General features: G+C 44.3%; 10 protein-coding genes. 8 read left to right on the top strand and 2 right to left on the bottom strand.

Going from position 1 to position 17,365, the window contains the following annotated elements:
- The first annotated feature begins 5 nt into the window (after positions 1-5).
- The 4 genes from ONT19_RS09510 to ONT19_RS09525 all read left to right on the top strand — a co-directional run bounded on the left by ONT19_RS09510 (position 6) and on the right by ONT19_RS09525 (position 8,350).
- Entirely contained in the window at positions 6-6,020 is a 6,015-nt protein-coding gene (locus ONT19_RS09510; RefSeq protein WP_264952609.1) for a T6SS effector amidase Tae4 family protein, read from the top strand.
- A 155-nt stretch (positions 6,021-6,175) separates the two neighbouring features.
- A complete protein-coding gene (locus ONT19_RS09515) occupies positions 6,176-6,679 on the top strand; it encodes a hypothetical protein (protein ID WP_147329669.1) in 504 nt (167 codons plus the stop codon).
- A gap of 2 nt (positions 6,680-6,681) precedes the next feature.
- Positions 6,682-7,023, top strand: coding sequence for a HEAT repeat domain-containing protein (locus ONT19_RS09520; protein ID WP_200756150.1), 342 nt, complete (start codon positions 6,682-6,684; stop codon positions 7,021-7,023).
- A 427-nt stretch (positions 7,024-7,450) separates the two neighbouring features.
- The gene (locus tag ONT19_RS09525) at positions 7,451-8,350 is read left to right on the top strand and encodes a diaminopimelate dehydrogenase (RefSeq protein WP_117728532.1); all 900 of its coding nucleotides are present in this window, start codon (positions 7,451-7,453) and stop codon (positions 8,348-8,350) included.
- 136 nt (positions 8,351-8,486) lie between these two features.
- Here the strand turns inward: ONT19_RS09525 and ONT19_RS09530 are convergent, their stop codons facing one another.
- Together ONT19_RS09530 and ONT19_RS09535 are read right to left on the bottom strand one after the other, a co-directional pair.
- Positions 8,487-9,770: an L-cysteine desulfidase family protein gene (locus ONT19_RS09530; RefSeq protein WP_264952608.1), complete on the bottom strand. Its 1,284-nt coding sequence runs from the start codon at positions 9,768-9,770 to the stop codon at positions 8,487-8,489.
- 125 nt (positions 9,771-9,895) lie between these two features.
- Positions 9,896-11,302: an aminopeptidase C gene (locus tag ONT19_RS09535; protein ID WP_264952606.1), complete on the bottom strand. Its 1,407-nt coding sequence runs from the start codon at positions 11,300-11,302 to the stop codon at positions 9,896-9,898.
- 178 nt (positions 11,303-11,480) lie between these two features.
- Between ONT19_RS09535 and dxs the strand changes: the two genes are divergently transcribed.
- From dxs to ONT19_RS09555, 4 genes are all read left to right on the top strand, one after another.
- The gene (dxs, locus tag ONT19_RS09540; RefSeq protein ID WP_264952605.1) at positions 11,481-13,373 is read left to right on the top strand and encodes a 1-deoxy-D-xylulose-5-phosphate synthase; all 1,893 of its coding nucleotides are present in this window, start codon (positions 11,481-11,483) and stop codon (positions 13,371-13,373) included.
- Positions 13,370-14,713 carry a Trk system potassium transporter TrkA gene (gene trkA / locus ONT19_RS09545; protein WP_153082104.1) on the top strand — a complete coding sequence of 448 codons (1,344 nt, stop codon included), beginning with the start codon at positions 13,370-13,372 and terminating at the stop codon, positions 14,711-14,713. Before dxs ends, trkA begins: the two co-directional genes overlap by 4 nt.
- A gap of 30 nt (positions 14,714-14,743) precedes the next feature.
- Entirely contained in the window at positions 14,744-16,201 is a 1,458-nt protein-coding gene (locus ONT19_RS09550) for a TrkH family potassium uptake protein (RefSeq protein ID WP_264952604.1), read from the top strand.
- Between the two features lie 187 nt (positions 16,202-16,388).
- A complete protein-coding gene (locus tag ONT19_RS09555; protein WP_119228850.1) occupies positions 16,389-17,351 on the top strand; it encodes a type I phosphomannose isomerase catalytic subunit in 963 nt (320 codons plus the stop codon).
- Positions 17,352-17,365 lie beyond the last annotated feature (14 nt).

A 17,365-nucleotide genomic window follows, 5' to 3' on the forward strand; every position in this document is an offset into this window, starting at 1 on the left:
CAAATATGAAAAAGCATCTACTTACATTACTTTTTCTTATCCTACCCATTATAACTATAGCCCAAGAGCGACTCTTTACAGACAAAGAGACAGGCGGTTCACTAGGTGGCATAGTCGGAAAAATTGATGACGACCTTGCGGTTACACCATTAGGACAACTTGGTTATGAGATTCCCATACCTGTACCCGTGGGAACAGGCGGGATGAAACCAGCTTTATCCATTTGCTATAGCAGTGGAACTAAAGATGGTCTTTTAGGTTATGGTTTTGACTTAAAAGGCCTCTCTGTTATTACTCGTATTCCATCAGACCGCTATCATGACCATCAGCCTTCAGCCGTTGATTTTTCATGGCATGATGCTTTTGCCCTTGACGGCATGCGTTTAATGAAATGTGGTGACGATGTCGATTATTACGAATATCGAACTGAGAATGACATATTCTCTAAGATAATAGCCTATGGTACATTAACAAATCCATCCTCGTTCAAAGTCTACACGAAGTCTGGATTAATCTATGAATACCAATCAAATCTCGCATTACTTAACGTTCCATCAAACAAAACTTTATTTTGGACGGTAACCAAAGTCACGGATACTGTCGGAAATTATTTTACTATAAAATATACAGGAAACGCTGACACAAACGAATTGTGGGCTACCAGAATTGACTATACAGGCAATGAGAAGACTGGACTATCCCCATACGCTTCCATTAGATTATCCTACACATCCAACAGCCTGCCTCCCACTACTTACATTTATGGACAAAAAGTAAGGAGAAGCAAGATAATCACAGATATAGATGTATACTTCGGTGAAAACAAGGTAAGAAATTTCAAAGCGACCTATTCTTCGAAAAATGGAAAGAACTTACTAACTAGTATCACGGAGTCTACAGCCAACGGCATGCATAAAAATCCGACTATTTTCAATTGGGAAACAGTGGAGCAATTCAAAATATCTAATCAGAATTACGATAAGACTGCTTCCATCCACAAGGCAAAACTAATAACAGGAGATTTCAATGGTGACGGGAAAACTGATTTTCTAGCCATCCCAGAGAATAAAGATGCAGGTTGGACTGGACGTAAGTTCTTCGTCAGCCACGGAACATATTTTACCAAAGCATTTGAAGGGCAATGGAAAAACGATGGAGAAGTTAAACAAGTTGTCTGTGGAGATTTCAATGGTGATGGAACTACAGATATTGCCATCAAAAGGTATTGCAACAACATTGCTTACAATTGTGACTTATACCTCTCATTTAGAAAAAGCGATGGTAGTTTTTACTTACAACTAAAAGATATAATTTCACTTCCCAAAGATTACGAATTACAACCTATAGACGTAAATGGTGACGGGGCAATGGATTTATTTCTATGGAATAAAGGAAAGAAAGACTATAGAGTTTTAGCATCTTATCCCAACTCTAATGGAACAATAAAACCACTTGGCGGAACTTCAACAGGACAGTGTGAAGAACAATTCTATCGCGTGGAGTTTGCCGACATAAATGGCGACGGTTTAATTGATGTGCTAAATCTAACAGACACAGGAACCCTAGTGCTCCAAAGCAATGGATTTGGTTCTTTCATCAAAAAAGATAAGATATTATGGCCTACCCAAAAACACGGCATTACCTTTGGCGATTTCAATGGTGATGGCAAGAGCGACATGCTTCTTACTTCTTGGCAAGATGATCCAAACGAAAATGGATGGTCACAATGGTGCATACTATTTTCAAAGGGAGACGGAACCTTTGAAAAAACTTATGTACCCAAGATGGAAGATGCCCGTAAAAAGCAGAAATTTGTTGCTGATTTTAATGGTGATGGGTACGATGACATTCAACTTATTGATTTGGAATCTTCCGGTTCAAACATGACCAAGCCTATGGTCTTTCTTGGTAACGGACGAGGAGGGTTTAACAGACAAGATGCTGGTGCAAATGTCTACGCTCTGGACAAGTGGCACTTCTATACGGGAGATTTCAACGGTGACGGAAAAGAAGATTTCATCTGCACCTCAGATTGGAATAAAAGCAATTGGGATGGATATCAATTATTTTTAATGCCTAATGGACACAACAACTTGTTAAATAAGATTGTCGATGGATTAGGCAACGAGACAAACATAGAATACAAATACCTATCTGACAACGATGTCTTCGAACGTGGGAATTCTTCCAAGTATCCCGTAGCATCGGTAGGTTTGTCTTACCCTGTAGTTAGCACTATCAAGACCCCAAATGGCATCGGTGGAATAAAAAAAAATAGTTATAAATATTCCAATGCCCTTTTTCATATGGATGGCAGGGGATTTTTGGGCTTTGAGACTTTTACCGCTAATGACGAGTCAACCAGTACAAGTTCTATTACAAAATACGAATTTGATTCTTTAACATATGCAGGCGGAATCAAGGAACAGAAGACCTATGTCAATAACCATATTGTGGCAGAGGCTACATATACCAACACTATTAAATATGGTAAAAAAGCAGTCAACCATTATACTTACTTACCAACTAAAATAGTAAAGAAAAATTACGAGTACAATTCATCAAGCGTACTTAAGGACATAACGACAACTATAACATATGATGACTATGGCAACCCTACGAGTATAAACACTAGGGATGGAAATGTAACAACGCAAACATTCAACCAATATGAAAACGACGAGGAACTTTGGCGACTAGGACGTCTCACTATGGCGCATACGTATCACAGCAACCATAATAGCGGAAGTAGCGAAACCGCCTACTTCAAATATGACCAAAACACAAGTTTTCTACAAGAAGAGCATGCCCTTGCCTCCAATAAGGCATTAGGCTATACAAAGACTTACGAACGAGACTCTTTTGGCAACATCATAAAAAGTACGATTAGTCCAGATGATGGTACTGTACCACGTACTACCCAGACGCAATATGACTCGAAGGGTAGACTGATGACAGCCTCCACATCTAGTCTTGACTTTGTAACGAGATATACCCAAGACGAGATATTTGGCAACATACTGTCTTCCACTGATGAAAACGGCATCGTCACCAATAATAGCTATGACGCATTTGGCAGATTACTTCAAAGCAATAATCCTATAGAAAAGGAAGTATATACCATAGGATGGAGCGAAGGAATGACAGATGCGCCATCTCATGCCCTATATTTCACTTACGAGAAAGCAACAGGCAAATCATACAAACTTAATTTTTATGATTGTTTGGGTAGAGTAATCCGAACTATAACGGAATCTTTGGATGCACAGCGTATTTTTCAGGATACAGAATATGATAATAAAGGGCAAGTGACAAGAACCTCTGAACCCTATTTTTATGGCAGCACTATCTATTGGAACAAAAACGAGTATGATTTCGTAGGAAGAACTACCACTCAAACTGCACCAAACGGGGCTTCATATATCTACCAGTATAGTGGATTATACACATTTACGTTCAACCCTAATCATACTCGTACATCTCGTAAGTTAGATACTAACGGCAATTTAGCAGAAAGCCAAGACGCACAAGGTGGCAGCATAAAATATGAATATGACTATCGGGGTAACTGTGTTTACACTACAGGCTTAGCAAAATTGCAAGCTTCTTATGACGCAGCAGGCAACCGCACAAGACTATCAGACCCAGTTCTTGGTGTATCAACCTATAAATACAATGCCTATGGTGAGTTGATATCCCATACAGATGGGCATGGCACGACAAGCTATCAATACGATGATGGAGGACGTTTAATAAAGGAGACTCGCCCAGACATGACCATCATATATGAGTATGATAGAGGTTGGAAAGGAGCCTTAGACAAAAAGCAAGTACAAGGGGGACCTTCTATAAATTACAAATACGACAGTTATGGCAGAGTCGTATCTGAACAAACTGTTGTCAACGGAAACAGCTTTACTATTCAAACGAGTTACAATGCACTCAGTTTACCTGATGTGATTACATATCCAAATGGTCTAAAAATCCAAAACATATATTCATCCTGTGGTATACAAACAGCTGTACAAAACTACAGAACAGGAAAAGTATATTGGAAATTAAAAAAACTTAACGCACGTGGGCAAATAGAAAGTGAAGAACTGGGGAATGGTCTAACCACGACTACTACCTATGACGAAAAAGTAGGAACATTGTCAAGCATCAGTACTCCAGGCATTCAAAACTGGAGTTATACATTTAATGCTATCGGCAATCTCACCTCACGGCATAACTTGTCCAAAAATCTGCACGAAACATTTGAATACGACTATTGCCATCGCTTAACACGGGTTTACAAGAATGGTAGCGAAGCGCAAAGAATCACATATAATGCTGATGGTAGAATTGCTTCTAAGTCAGACGTTGGCAGCTATGTATATGATGACGCAGGTAGACTTTCGGAAATCAAAGACCGCAAATATGAGTTGAGAGATTGGAATAAAATCACATACAATTCTCTCAGCAAAATAAGCTATGCACAAAATGGAAACGCAGAAATGACCATCACCTATGGTCCTGATGGTAATCGTATCATGTCAACGCTTGCAGGAGAAAGCAAGTATTATATTGGCAACCTATTTGAACATTATCAAAAGAATGGAAATAGGCAAGATATCAACTATATTTTTGTACAGGATAAGGCAATCGCAATGGTGAAACAAACATCTACGGATGAAACTACCACAAATTACCTGCATCACGACCACTTAGGCTCAATTCAAGCTTACTCCGATGAAAAAGGAAAACTTTCTCAAGAGCTAAGCTATGACGCTTGGGGATGCCGACGTAATCCAAGCACTTGGCTTCCTTATGCCACTATCCAAAACGCCGATGCCCTATACGATAGAGGCTTTGGAGGGCATGAGCACATTGACCAATTTGAGATGATCAACATGAACGGAAGAATGTATGACCCTGTCGCCGGTATGTTCCTCTCACCTGACCCATTCGTTCAAGCACCCGACAATCCACAAGGATTCTACCGATACAGCTATTGCATGAACAACCCTCTGTCATTGACAGACCCTTCGGGCTATAGTTGGTTCAGTAAGAACTGGAAATCCTTAACCGCAGCTGTAGTAGGTATAGGTGTAACGGTATTAACAGCTGGCACAGGGGCATCTTTTGGAGTCGCTGTCGCAGCTGGTGCTGCAGGTGGTGCAGCCAGTGCGTTAACTGTGTCCTTATTGAATGGTTCAAATTTTGGACAAATAGCTAAAAACACTATGGTGGGAGGCTTTTGGGGGGCTGTCTCAGGATGCCTAAACAACATATCTGCAGACGAAGACTTAGTAGCGTCCCTTTTTAAACATACATTTACCGAAGGTGGGTTAGATGCCCTACAAGGTGGTAATGCCGTGCATGGTTTTATGATGGGATTAACATCTTCCGCTGGTGGCTATTTTATAGATAACAATCTTGGATCATTAGGAAAAGCAGGAGAAATCACAGCAAACTCCATGTTGAGCGGTCTTGTAGATGAAATTGGCGGTGGTAAGTTCGCAAATGGAGCCATCACAGGAGCCTTTTCGTTGATTTTAAACGATTGGGCTCACCATCATTTTTCCGACAAAGTTTTAAAAAAAATATACGATGAATATATACAAATTTCCTATGAAAACGAACGTTGGGTAGGAATAGGTAAACTTTGCTCTGAAATTGGAGGTGAGATTGGTGCCATAGCAAGTGAGATTCAAAACGGATGCGCCATAAGATTAAGCTATGCACTTAATAAAAGTGGAATGTACATTCCACATTTAAGAGGGACGTTGAAAGGCTCAGATGGGTATAACTATTTTCTTAATGCTTCAGAAATGGCAAAATATCTATCCAAATACCGATTAGGAACGATAAGCAAAGGTAAATACGCCAGGAATTGTTTAATCTTCCAATACCCTAATAAACAATGGAGCGACCAAGGTGTATCTGGTCATGTTGATATAGTTTATCGTTCAAAATGGGGATCAGGAAGCGGGAACATAACTCCCTACAAAGATTTGAGAACAGAAATATTTCATTAAAATAAAAAAAAATACTCGATATGTATAACAAAATTATCTTCATTATGATGTTATTACTTATGATTTCGTGCAATTCGAAGCAGAAACGAAATCATAAAAACTCAATAGAGATTAAAGAACAATTAGGACAATCGTCTTATCCTTTTATAAAAAGTATGGAGTATCATGCCTATATACAAGATAATGAGGCTATCCCTGTTATAGATATCCAAATCACTGAAAAAGGAAACTTCTCTATCTTTGTAAAATACCAAACTAATAAAAAATATTCGAAACTTAGTTATAAAGAGACTTTGGATTTTTTGTCCACCGTCATAGAAAAACAAAATAAAGAAAATATTCCCCTCTCTAGGCTTCAACAAATATTTATAAGAACAGAAATGTGGAATGAAAATTCCATCTATACTTCTATGGAGGAATACAGGAACATAAACATTCCACATGGCGAATATTTTAACAAAAAAGCGAAGGAAAGCCGTATAGTTTCAGACATCACAAAAATACTATCCAGATATAACTTAAAGATTGGAAGTCTCTCATACGAAGGTCTGCTACCGCTAGACGGAAAAGTCATTAAAGAAATAAATAAAAATATAGAATTAAATACGTCAGAAGCTTACCTTACAGGGAATTTAGTTTTAGATATTGCAAACCAATAGTTATGAAAATCAAGAATTTAGAAGAAGCATTAATCTGTTTTAAAGAAAATGCAATCATTCATGGGGAATGTACGCAAAATGGAGACTACAAACGTGGTAACAAAAGCCACAAAAATATAATAAATGCCATCAAGTACATTTCTGCAGAACATAAATATGAAATTTTAGAACCTCTTTTGGAAGATAACAATCTTTCTGTAAGAATATGGGCAGCTTATGCACTATTGCACGTTAATACTCCAAAAGCAGTAAAAGCATTGAAAGAAATTGTTAAGAATGACAGTGGAATTATGGGGTTCAATGCAGAAATGACATTAGATGAATTCAAAAAAGGCAACATTTAACCTGCATATTTCATTCTCACCTAATTATACAAGTGCAAAGATTTGCCAGAAATTACATCCCGACGTAGCATGTAATACGTCCCGACGCAGAGCCAGAGACGTCGGGACGCAGCAAAAACTACGTCCCGACGTAGTTCAAAGCACATCGGGAGGAATCGGAAAGAGGATGTATGATGTTTCGCAACAAAATAACGAAACTGTAAGGCTCTTGCAGCAGATACCTTACAAATCTCCGCTTATTCATACCTAAAAACTATGATTTTACTACTTTTTGCAACTTTTATGAGTTAAAATTCTATTAAAACGTCACGTATTTCAAGAAAAAGCTATACTTTTGCAACCGGAAATAGAATGAAAAGCGGAAAACATATCCGTTGGATGACTAAACCGCAAGAAATTAAAACAACAAAATAAAAGAAATAAGACAATGAAGAAATTTAGAGCAGCCGTAGTAGGATACGGCAACATCGGTAAGTTTACTGTTGAGGCACTCGAAGCAGCTCCTGACTTTGAGATTGCAGGTATTGTACGTCGCCAGGGTGCCAAGGACAAACCAGCTGAGTTGGCAAACTATGAAGTAGTAGATGACATCACCAAGTTGAAGGATGTAGATGTTGCTATCCTCGCAACCCCTACCCGCTCTTGCCCTGAGTATGCAGAGAAGATCGTTGCTCTCGGTATCAACACCGTAGACAGCTTCGATATCCACACCAGTATCCTCGACTATCGTACCAAGCAGATGGAAAACTGCAAGAAGGCTGGCAAGGTAAGCGTTATCTCTGCTGGTTGGGACCCAGGTTCTGATTCTATCGTACGTGTTCTGATGGAGAGCCTTGCTCCTAAGGGTTTGACATATACCAACTTCGGTCCTGGTATGAGTATGGGTCACTCAGTTTGTGTTCGTAGCAAGAAGGGCGTAAAGGAAGCGCTCTCTGTAACCATCCCATTGGGTGAGGGTATCCACCGCCGTATGGTATACGTAGAGTTGGAAGAAGGTGCCAAGCTTGAGGATGTAACAGCCGAAATCAAGGCAGATCCATACTTCGCTCACGATGAGACCCACGTATTTGCCGTAGCATCTGTAGATGATGTAAAGGATATGGGTCATGGTGTGAACCTCGTTCGCAAGGGTGTATCTGGCAAGACCCAGAACCAGCGTTTCGAGTTCAACATGAGCATCAACAACCCAGCCCTCACCGCTCAGGTATTGGTTAACGTAGCTCGTGCTTCATTCCGTCTGCAGCCAGGTTGCTACACCATGCCAGAGATTCCAGTCATCGATATGTTGCCAGGAACCCGTGAGGAAATCGTTGCAACACTCGTATAAAGACATTGAACTTTGAGGTTTGAACATTGAACTTTATGATGAGTTTAACAGGTTCAGATTCATAGTTTAACAAATAATAAAGGCTCGCAAGAAGTTTCGATTTCTTGCGAGCCTTTTGAATATACTATATTCCAATTTATTTATGCGTCATGATATCGAGCACCATTTCATCGGTAGCTCGCATCGCATCGGCACCAATGCTAGTGAGGTTGTGGATGCACTTATCCACATCATCATCTACGATACCCTCGGCAGAGGTGACACACTTGCCTTCCATAGAAAGGAGGGCAGAAAGAAGAGCGGTGCTGACACCTGATGAAATCTTCAGGGCACAACTTGGTTTCGCTCCGTCACAAATCATACCGGTGAGATTGGCTATCATATTCTTGACAGAATTGCAGATGCGGGTATAATCGCCACCCATCAGATAGGTGATGCCGCAACTGCTGCCCGTACTGGCTACCACACAACCGCAAAGAGCTGAAAGCTTGCCTAAGCTCTGCTTGATATAGATGGCAGTCAGATGACTGAGCATCAGGGCACGAATCATTTCCTCCTCGGTATTCTCGTTCTCCAGCGCATAAACCACCACAGGATTCGTTGCACAGATGCCCTGGTTGCCGCTGCCGCTGTTACTCATCACCGGAATCATGGCACCACCCATACGGGCATCACAGGCTGAAGCGGTGCGGGAGATGATATGCGAGAAAATATTATCGCCGAAGATACCATGACTCAACGGACGGTCCATCGTCTTGCCCAGACAGTGGCCATAGTTGCCTTTGATACTCAACTCGGCAGCCTTCATATTATAGTCCCTGGTCTTGAGAATGAAAGAAATCTCATCGAGCGGAGCTGTTGTAGCAAACTCGTAAACCATCGGGAAATTGAGCTGGATGTCGTCATCAGCCTCATCGCCCACAGCACCGCCACGCTTATCGAGCACCACCTCGCCATTACGCTCAACATACACAAAATGGGTATGAGAACCGGAGATAATTGCCGTAGCCTGGTCTTCACCGGCATGACAGATGATTTCGATATAGAGTTTATCCACATCACCCTGCTTCAGTTTGATGTTGATATCCGCATCCTTGATATATTGTTTGCCCTGCTCCAGACTATCGGGAGTAAGATCTTTCAACACTTCCAGCTGATATTCAGGCTTTCCGATGAGCGCACCCAGCGATACGGCGATAGGCAAACCGATCATCCCCGTGCCAGGAATGCCGACACCCATCGCATTCTTGAGCATATTAGGACTCAGAAGAACTTCAATACGTTCAGGGCGCTTGCCCAATGTAGTAGCAGCCTTGGCTGTACATAGTGCCACAGACATCGGTTCGGTACAGCCGATGGCAGGAACCACCTCTTTATTAACGAGCGCAATGATGCGCTCACGCTTACTTTTCTCTAACATAATCTATATAACTTTTATATAAATAACGTTCTTACCATTATTTCGGGTACAAAAATACAAAAAATAAACCGTATTCTTCTCTTTTCGCGAGAAAAATACGGTTTAAATCTATATTTCTTGATGAATTAGTCTTCCAACTGGAACAGAGGATCATCTGGAGTCAGCATGGTTGGCTTCTGGTCGAATTCCTTCAAGAGCTGCTCAGAAGCATACTTCTTGTTTACTACCAGGCGGAACATGTACTCGTTGAACCAATCGTTGGTCATGATGAAGCAACCGGCAAAACCATTGTCGGCACCCCAACTGTTCTCCACCTTCCATTTTACAGGCTTGCCATTGGCATCGAGATCTACAGCTGTCAGCGTCATGGCATGAGTAGAACCACTATCGAAAGTAGCGATGCGGTCAGCCTTGTTCATTGGGAATGAGGTATTGAAGAGGCTGGCGTAATCGAAGTTGTCGAGTGCCAGATAGCCGCGCTTTCTATCAAGCTGTTTGCCCACATCATAGCTTGAATACATCTTATGACCGTCCTTCAGAGAGGCGATGGCGAGCTGGGCAATCTCCTCCATAGGCAGGTTCAGATACTTCCAGTTATGACCATCATAAGTGTGGCGGTCGTACTCTACCTCGTATGTCTTGTGGTAAGGACGGCGTGGATCGTTCATCACCATCAGGAAGGTACCGTTCAGGTCCTTGCCTACGGTTTCCTCATAGAAACTCTTAGGAGTATACTTCTTCGCCTCGCCAATCTGCTTGCCATCCTTGTCGCGGAAAGCATAGGTAAATTCCTTTACCGGTTCGCCGAGAGTAAGACTCAGCATGTGATAAACCTGACCGAGCATCTCGTTCTTGCGAGCCTGGATAGCTGCCGACTTCTTACCCTGAGCCACCATCTTGCGGAGTTCCAGACCATACTCGCGGAGCTTGCTGCTTACGAGACGGCTCATCTTGGAAGTATTGTTGCTTGAGTAAGTCTCAGGCTGGGCACTCATAGGTACGAGACCATACTTGCTTGCCAAATCGGCAACACCACAGAAAGTACCACCGTCATTGAGCGGATTCTTAAAGAAGAACTGCACCTGAGGATCCTCAATGCTCTTCTTGCCGAGGTCGATGACACCCTGGAGCATCAGGTTAGCCTTCTCCAGCTGATCATAGAAGAAGAGATAATCCTGAGAATACTCCACCACTCTACCCTGCTTGTCGTTGACAGCAAAGTTGGAACGGAGCACGTTGAAACCGCTGAACATCCAGCAACGGCCCGAACTCTTCTGGTTGTGAATGCTCTGCGAAGGAGTCTCGATGCTGAAATGAGTATCAACCGGGGCCTCGTTGGCATGATTCTTCACAAGGTCATCAATGTTGTTGTTGGCAATCGCATTGAAGAGTGCCTTGTTGGCTACACCTGCCTGCTGGCTTTTCTCCATCTGCTGGAGAGCAGACTGACTGATGCCGCCACCCTTGGTCTGCGCCATCAGAGACATGGAAGCCATCATCATGGCTCCCAAAAGTAATACATTTTTTCTCATCACGATAAAGGTATTTATTTGCTTATTGTTATATAACTAATTCCGGATTTCATTCCTTTTTCAGAATTTTCCTTTGCAAAAATACAAAGAATAATCGGAAAAAGCGAAAATATTGCCTCAAAAGTGCTTTATATAGGAAAAAAGCATTATCTTTGCACAAGATTTTCACGAAGAAAACATGGACAAGAACAAGTTTAGTCTATTAAATAGTATAAAATACCCGGAAGATTTGAGACGGCTGAGCATTGACCAGCTGCCACAAGTCTGCAAAGAGTTAAGAGAAGACATTATCGACGAGGTTGCCGTCAACCCCGGTCATTTTGCCTCCTCTCTTGGCGTGGTGGAAATAACCGTAGCCCTACATTATATCTACAACACCCCATACGACCGTATTGTATGGGATGTGGGACACCAGGCCTACGGACATAAGATATTAACAGGACGCCGCGACAACTTCTGTACCAACCGCAAGTTGCACGGCATCCGTCCATTCCCTACACCTTTAGAAAGCGAATATGATACCTTCGCCTGCGGACATGCGAGCAATTCCATCTCCGCAGCACTCGGTATGGCCGTTGCCGCACGCGAAAACGGAGATTCCGACAGGCATGTGGTAGCCGTCATTGGCGATGGAGCCATGAGCGGCGGACTGGCTTTCGAGGGACTGAACAACGTATCAAGTACACCTAACGACATGCTCATCATCCTGAACGACAACGATATGAGCATCGACCGGGCTGTGGGCGGTATGGAGAAATATCTCCTGAACCTCGATACCAACGAGACCTACAACCGCCTCCGCTTCAAGGCTTCACAGTGGCTGCACTCCAAAGGTTATCTCAACGAAGACCGCAAGAAGGGCATCCTGCGCCTGAACAATGCACTGAAGTCGGCACTGAGTCATCAGCAGAACATCTTCGAGGGTATGAATATCCGCTACTTCGGACCTTTCGACGGTCATGACGTGAAGGAAGTGGCGAGAGTGCTCAAACAGCTTAAGAACATGAAGGGTCCTAAGCTGCTGCACCTGCATACCACCAAGGGAAAGGGTTACGAACCAGCCGAGAAGAGTGCTACCATCTGGCACGCGCCAGGCAAATTCGATCCGGAAACGGGTGAGAGAATCATTGCCGATACCAGCAACCAGCCTCCGAAATATCAGGATGTTTTCGGTGAGACGCTGCTGGAACTGGCTCAGAAGAACCCGAAGATTGTAGGTGTGACGCCAGCCATGCCTACAGGATGCTCCATGAACATCATGATGAAGGCGATGCCAAACCGTACCTTCGATGTAGGTATTGCCGAGGGACATGCCGTTACCTTCTCTGGAGGTATGGCGAAAGACGGACTCATCCCATTCTGCAATATCTACAGTTCGTTTGCACAGCGTGCCTACGATAACATCATCCACGACATGGCACTGCTCAACCTGCCGGTTATCATGTGTCTTGACCGTGCCGGACTGGTAGGTGAAGACGGACCAACCCATCATGGTGCCTTCGATATGGCGGCTCTCCGTCCGATTCCGCATCTCACCATCGCATCTCCGATGAACGAACATGAGTTGCGCAACCTGATGTATTCAGCCCAGTTGCCAGGTCATGGCAGCTATGTTATCCGTTATCCGAGAGGCAAGGGTGTGCTCGTAGACTGGCGCAACCCGATGGAGAAAATCAAGACCGGTACCGGCAGAAAGCTGAAAGACGGCACCGATGTGGCCGTTCTTACCATCGGTCCTATCGGAAACGATGCCGCTCAGGCTATCGCTGAGGTAGAAGCCGAAACCGGAATAAGCATCGCCCACTACGATATGCGATTCCTCAAGCCACTCGATGAAGACATTCTGAAAGAGGTGGGCGAAAAGTTCAGCCGCATCATCACCATCGAAGACGGCGTTCGTATGGGCGGTATGGGCTCTGCCGTACTGGAATGGATGAACGACCATGACTATCAGCCAAAGATGACCCGAATGGGATTGCCAGATGAGTTTGTGGAACACGGAACCGTGGCACAGCTCAGGGAAATCGTGCATCTCGATAAAGAATCAATCAAAGAAGCAATTAAGAAATGAAAATAATCATAGCTGGCGCATATGCCATAGGTACTCATCTGGCGAGACTCCTGTCACGCAGCAATGAAGAGATTACGCTCATCGATGAAAGCGAAGAGCGCCTGGCAAGCATTGGCTCCGACTGCGACCTGCTCACCATGCTGGGCAAGCCTACCAGTCTTCACATCTTACGCGATGCGGGGGTAGCAGATGCCGACCTCTTCATCGCCGTTACTCCGGTAGAAAGTACCAACATCACAGCTAGCATCCTTGCCAAGAACCTGGGTGCCAAAAGAACGGTGGCCCGTGTGGATAATCCGGAATATATGGATCCTCAGGCTCAGGAATTCTTCAAAGAATTAGGTATCAGCAAACTGATTTATCCGGAGATGCTCGCAGCCGTAGATATCAATAACGGACTGAAAATGAGTTGGGTACGTCAGCGCTGGGATGTGCACGACGGCGCACTCGTCATGCTCGGCATCAAACTGCGCGAAGGATGCGAGATACTGAACGAACCACTCAAGAACATCAGCGGTCCTAACGACCCATACCACGTGGTAGCCATCAAGCGAGGCAGCGATACCATCATCCCTGGCGGTAACGACGAGCTGAAACTCTACGACCTCGCCTACTTCATGACCACCCGCAACTACATCCCATATATCCGCAAGATTGTGGGCAAGGAGCACTATGTGGATGTGAAGAACGTGATGATTATGGGTGGCGGACGCACAGCCGTAAGAGCCGTAAAGAAGATGCCGGAATATATGGAATGCAAGATTATCGAGATGAGCGAGGAGCGCTGCGAATATCTCAACGATATTCTCGATGAGAACAAGACGCTCATTATTCATGGAGACGGACGCGACATTCCGCTGCTCGTAGAAGAAGGTATCCGCAGCACGCAGGCCTTCGTGGCACTGACCGGTAACGCCGAAACCAATATCCTGGCCTGTCTTACAGCCAAGAGAATGGGTGTGCGCAAGACGGTGGCTGCCGTAGAAAACGTAGACTACGTGAGCATGGCAGAGAGTCTGGATATCGGTACCATCATCAACAAGAAGATGATTGCCGCCAGCTACATCTACCAGATGATGCTTGATGCTGACGTGATGAACGTGAGATTCCTGATGAGCGCTAACGCCGATGTGGCTGAGTTTATAGCCAAAGAAGGTTCGAAGGTAACCCAAAAACCGGTGAAGGAACTCGGCATGCCTATCGGTGTAACCATCGGTGGACTGGTTCGCGGTGAAGAAGGAATGCTCGTTTCGGGTAATACACAGATAGAACCGGGCGACTCGGTGATGGTTTTCTGCCATAACATCAACATGAAGAAAATTGAGAAATACTTCATATAAGCGTGAAGGAGATAGAGAAATACTTCATATATGATAAACAGAAAATTAATATATAAGATTTTAGGGCAACTGCTTTTCATAGAAGCATTCCTGCTCTTCGTCAGTCTGCTGGTAGCTTTCTATTACCAGCAGGACGACATCTTTGCCTTCATTGTGGCAACACTTACCACCATCGGAGGCGGACTGGTGCTGAAATGGCGAGGACACGGAGCCGATAACTCAATGTCGCGCCGTGATGCCTATCTCGTGGTAACGCTCTCATGGATTGTATTCAGTTTCTTCGGAACCCTCCCCTTCATGGTGAGTGGATACATCAACAACTTTACCGATGCCTACTTTGAAACCATGTCGGGATTTACGACAACGGGAGCCACGATATTAGACGATGTAGAATGTTTCCCCCACGGACTGCTCTTCTGGCGTTCGCTCACCCAATGGATAGGCGGTCTGGGAATCGTGTTCTTCACCATCGCCCTGCTGCCATCGCTTGTAGGAGGACAGACCAAGGTGTTTGCTGCCGAGGCTACAGGTCCTATCAAGACCAAGCTTCATCCCCGTCTTTCCACTTCGGCAAAATGGATATGGAGTATCTATCTGATGCTCACCATCGCCTGCATCATATCCTACTATGTGGCGGGAATGAATCTCTTCGACAGTTTCAACTATGCGATGAGCACGACGGCAACGGGTGGTTTCGCTACCCACAACAGCAGTACCGAGTTCTTCCATTCACCAGCGCTGGAATACATCTGTACGTTCTTCTGTTTCCTGTCGGGTGTGAACTTCACCCTGCTCTATGCAGCCGTCATCAAGTTTAAAATCAAGGATCTGTTCAAGAACTCAGAGTTTAAGTTCTATGCATTCCTGGTTGCTGCATTCAGCGCCTTCATCATGGTAGAGCTGATGGTGATGCGCAACTACGATGTGGAGCATGCCTTCAGAAGTGCTATCTTCCAGGTGGTTTCTTTCATCACCACCACCGGTCTGTTTAACGACGATGCTGCTGTGTGGCCTCATGTTACCTGGGTGGTATTGGCAGCCTGCATGTTCTTCGGAGCCTGCTCGGGCAGTACGAGTGGAGGTTTGAAATGTATCCGTGGCGTGATGCTGGTAAGAATGGTGAAGAATGAATTCCGCCAGATTCTGCATCCTAACGCCGTGCTGCCATTGAAGATTGATGGTGTGAACGTACCGATGCAGAAGCGTGTTACGCTGCTTGCCTTCCTCACCACTTATCTCATCATCTGTCTGGTGATATCGTTCACGATGATAGCCATGGGCATCGACAATACCAATGCCATCACCATCACCCTGAGTTGTGTGGGTAATGTGGGACCTACGCTGGGTACGGAAATCGGACCAACCATGTCGTGGAGCGAACTGCCGGATGTGGCAAAATGGTTCTGCTCGCTGATGATGCTCATCGGTCGTCTGGAAATATTCAGTGTGCTGGTTATCTTTACACCAGCATTCTGGAGAGAGAACTAACATACCCAGAGGGGGAGTTAGAAAATAAAAGAGAAGTTGATATTTGAAGTAAGAAATACGCTTACTAGACTAAGTATATTTCGCACAAAAAGCGTTATATATAATAAGGTATAGGTTCAGCAAGAGCCTTACCTGAGAGTAAGAAACCGTACTGAAGAGTACATTTATAAACTAAATATAGGTAATAATGAAACCATTAAAATTTCAACCGCTATTAAAATCCACCATCTGGGGTGGCAGTAAGATTATCACTTTCAAGCATCTCGACGTAAAGCAAGAGAATGTGGGAGAAAGCTGGGAAATCTCTGGAGTACCAGGAAATGAAAGCATCGTAGCCGATGGCGAGATGCAGGGCAAGAGCCTCAACGAGGTTGTTGCAGAACGGAAGGGAAGCTTCCTCGGAGAAGAGAACTACAAGCGTTTCGGCAATGAGTTTCCACTGCTCATCAAGTTTATCGATGCCAACCGCGACCTCTCTATCCAGGTGCATCCTAATGATGAAATTGCCAAGAAGCAAGGTAAGGAACGCGGCAAGACCGAGATGTGGTATGCGCTGCCATGCGAGCCGGATGCCAAACTCTACAACGGCTTGAAGATGCAGATTACTCCTGAGCAGTACAAGGAGATGGTGGAGAATGATACCATCACCGATGCCCTGGCTCAGTATAACGTGAAGGAAGGTGACTGTTTCTTTATCCCAGCCGGCAGAATCCACACCATCGGAACAGGCTGTTTCGTTGTCGAGATTCAGCAGACCAGCGATGTTACCTATCGCATCTACGACTTCAAACGCAAGGACAAGGATGGCAACTATCGCCAGCTCCACACCAAGGAGGCTGCTGAGTGCATCGACTACACCGTATTGCCAGACTATCGCCAGCACTACACTCCTGCCAAGAACCAGGGTGTAAGCATGGTGCAGTGCCCTTACTTCACCACAGCCGTTTATGATCTCGATGAGCCAATGACGCTGGATTATTCAGAATTGGACAGCTTCGTGATTCTGATTGGCTTGAAGGGTGAGGCTAAGATTACCGACAACGAAGGTAACGAGATTACGTTCCAGGGCGGCGAAAGCATCGTTGTTCCTGCCAGCACCAAGACATTGAAGATAGAAGGAACCTTGAAGTTCCTGGAGACATACGTATAATTTTAAAGGTAAAA

It is taken from the genome of Segatella copri (genome assembly GCF_026015625.1).
Classification (GTDB): Bacteria; Bacteroidota; Bacteroidia; order Bacteroidales; family Bacteroidaceae; genus Prevotella; species Prevotella copri_H.

Excerpts from the sequence above, each read along its gene's own strand:
- ONT19_RS09510 (WP_264952609.1), top strand. The coding sequence starts at position 6 with ATGAAAAAGCATCTACTTACATTACTTTTTCTTATCCTACCCATTATA.
- ONT19_RS09515 (WP_147329669.1), top strand. The coding sequence starts at position 6,176 with ATGGAGTATCATGCCTATATACAAGATAATGAGGCTATCCCTGTTATA.
- ONT19_RS09520 (WP_200756150.1), top strand. The coding sequence starts at position 6,682 with ATGAAAATCAAGAATTTAGAAGAAGCATTAATCTGTTTTAAAGAAAAT.
- ONT19_RS09525 (WP_117728532.1), top strand. The coding sequence starts at position 7,451 with ATGAAGAAATTTAGAGCAGCCGTAGTAGGATACGGCAACATCGGTAAG.
- ONT19_RS09530 (WP_264952608.1), bottom strand. The coding sequence starts at position 9,770 with ATGTTAGAGAAAAGTAAGCGTGAGCGCATCATTGCGCTCGTTAATAAA.
- ONT19_RS09535 (WP_264952606.1), bottom strand. The coding sequence starts at position 11,302 with ATGAGAAAAAATGTATTACTTTTGGGAGCCATGATGATGGCTTCCATG.
- dxs (WP_264952605.1), top strand. The coding sequence starts at position 11,481 with ATGGACAAGAACAAGTTTAGTCTATTAAATAGTATAAAATACCCGGAA.
- trkA (WP_153082104.1), top strand. The coding sequence starts at position 13,370 with ATGAAAATAATCATAGCTGGCGCATATGCCATAGGTACTCATCTGGCG.
- ONT19_RS09550 (WP_264952604.1), top strand. The coding sequence starts at position 14,744 with ATGATAAACAGAAAATTAATATATAAGATTTTAGGGCAACTGCTTTTC.
- ONT19_RS09555 (WP_119228850.1), top strand. The coding sequence starts at position 16,389 with ATGAAACCATTAAAATTTCAACCGCTATTAAAATCCACCATCTGGGGT.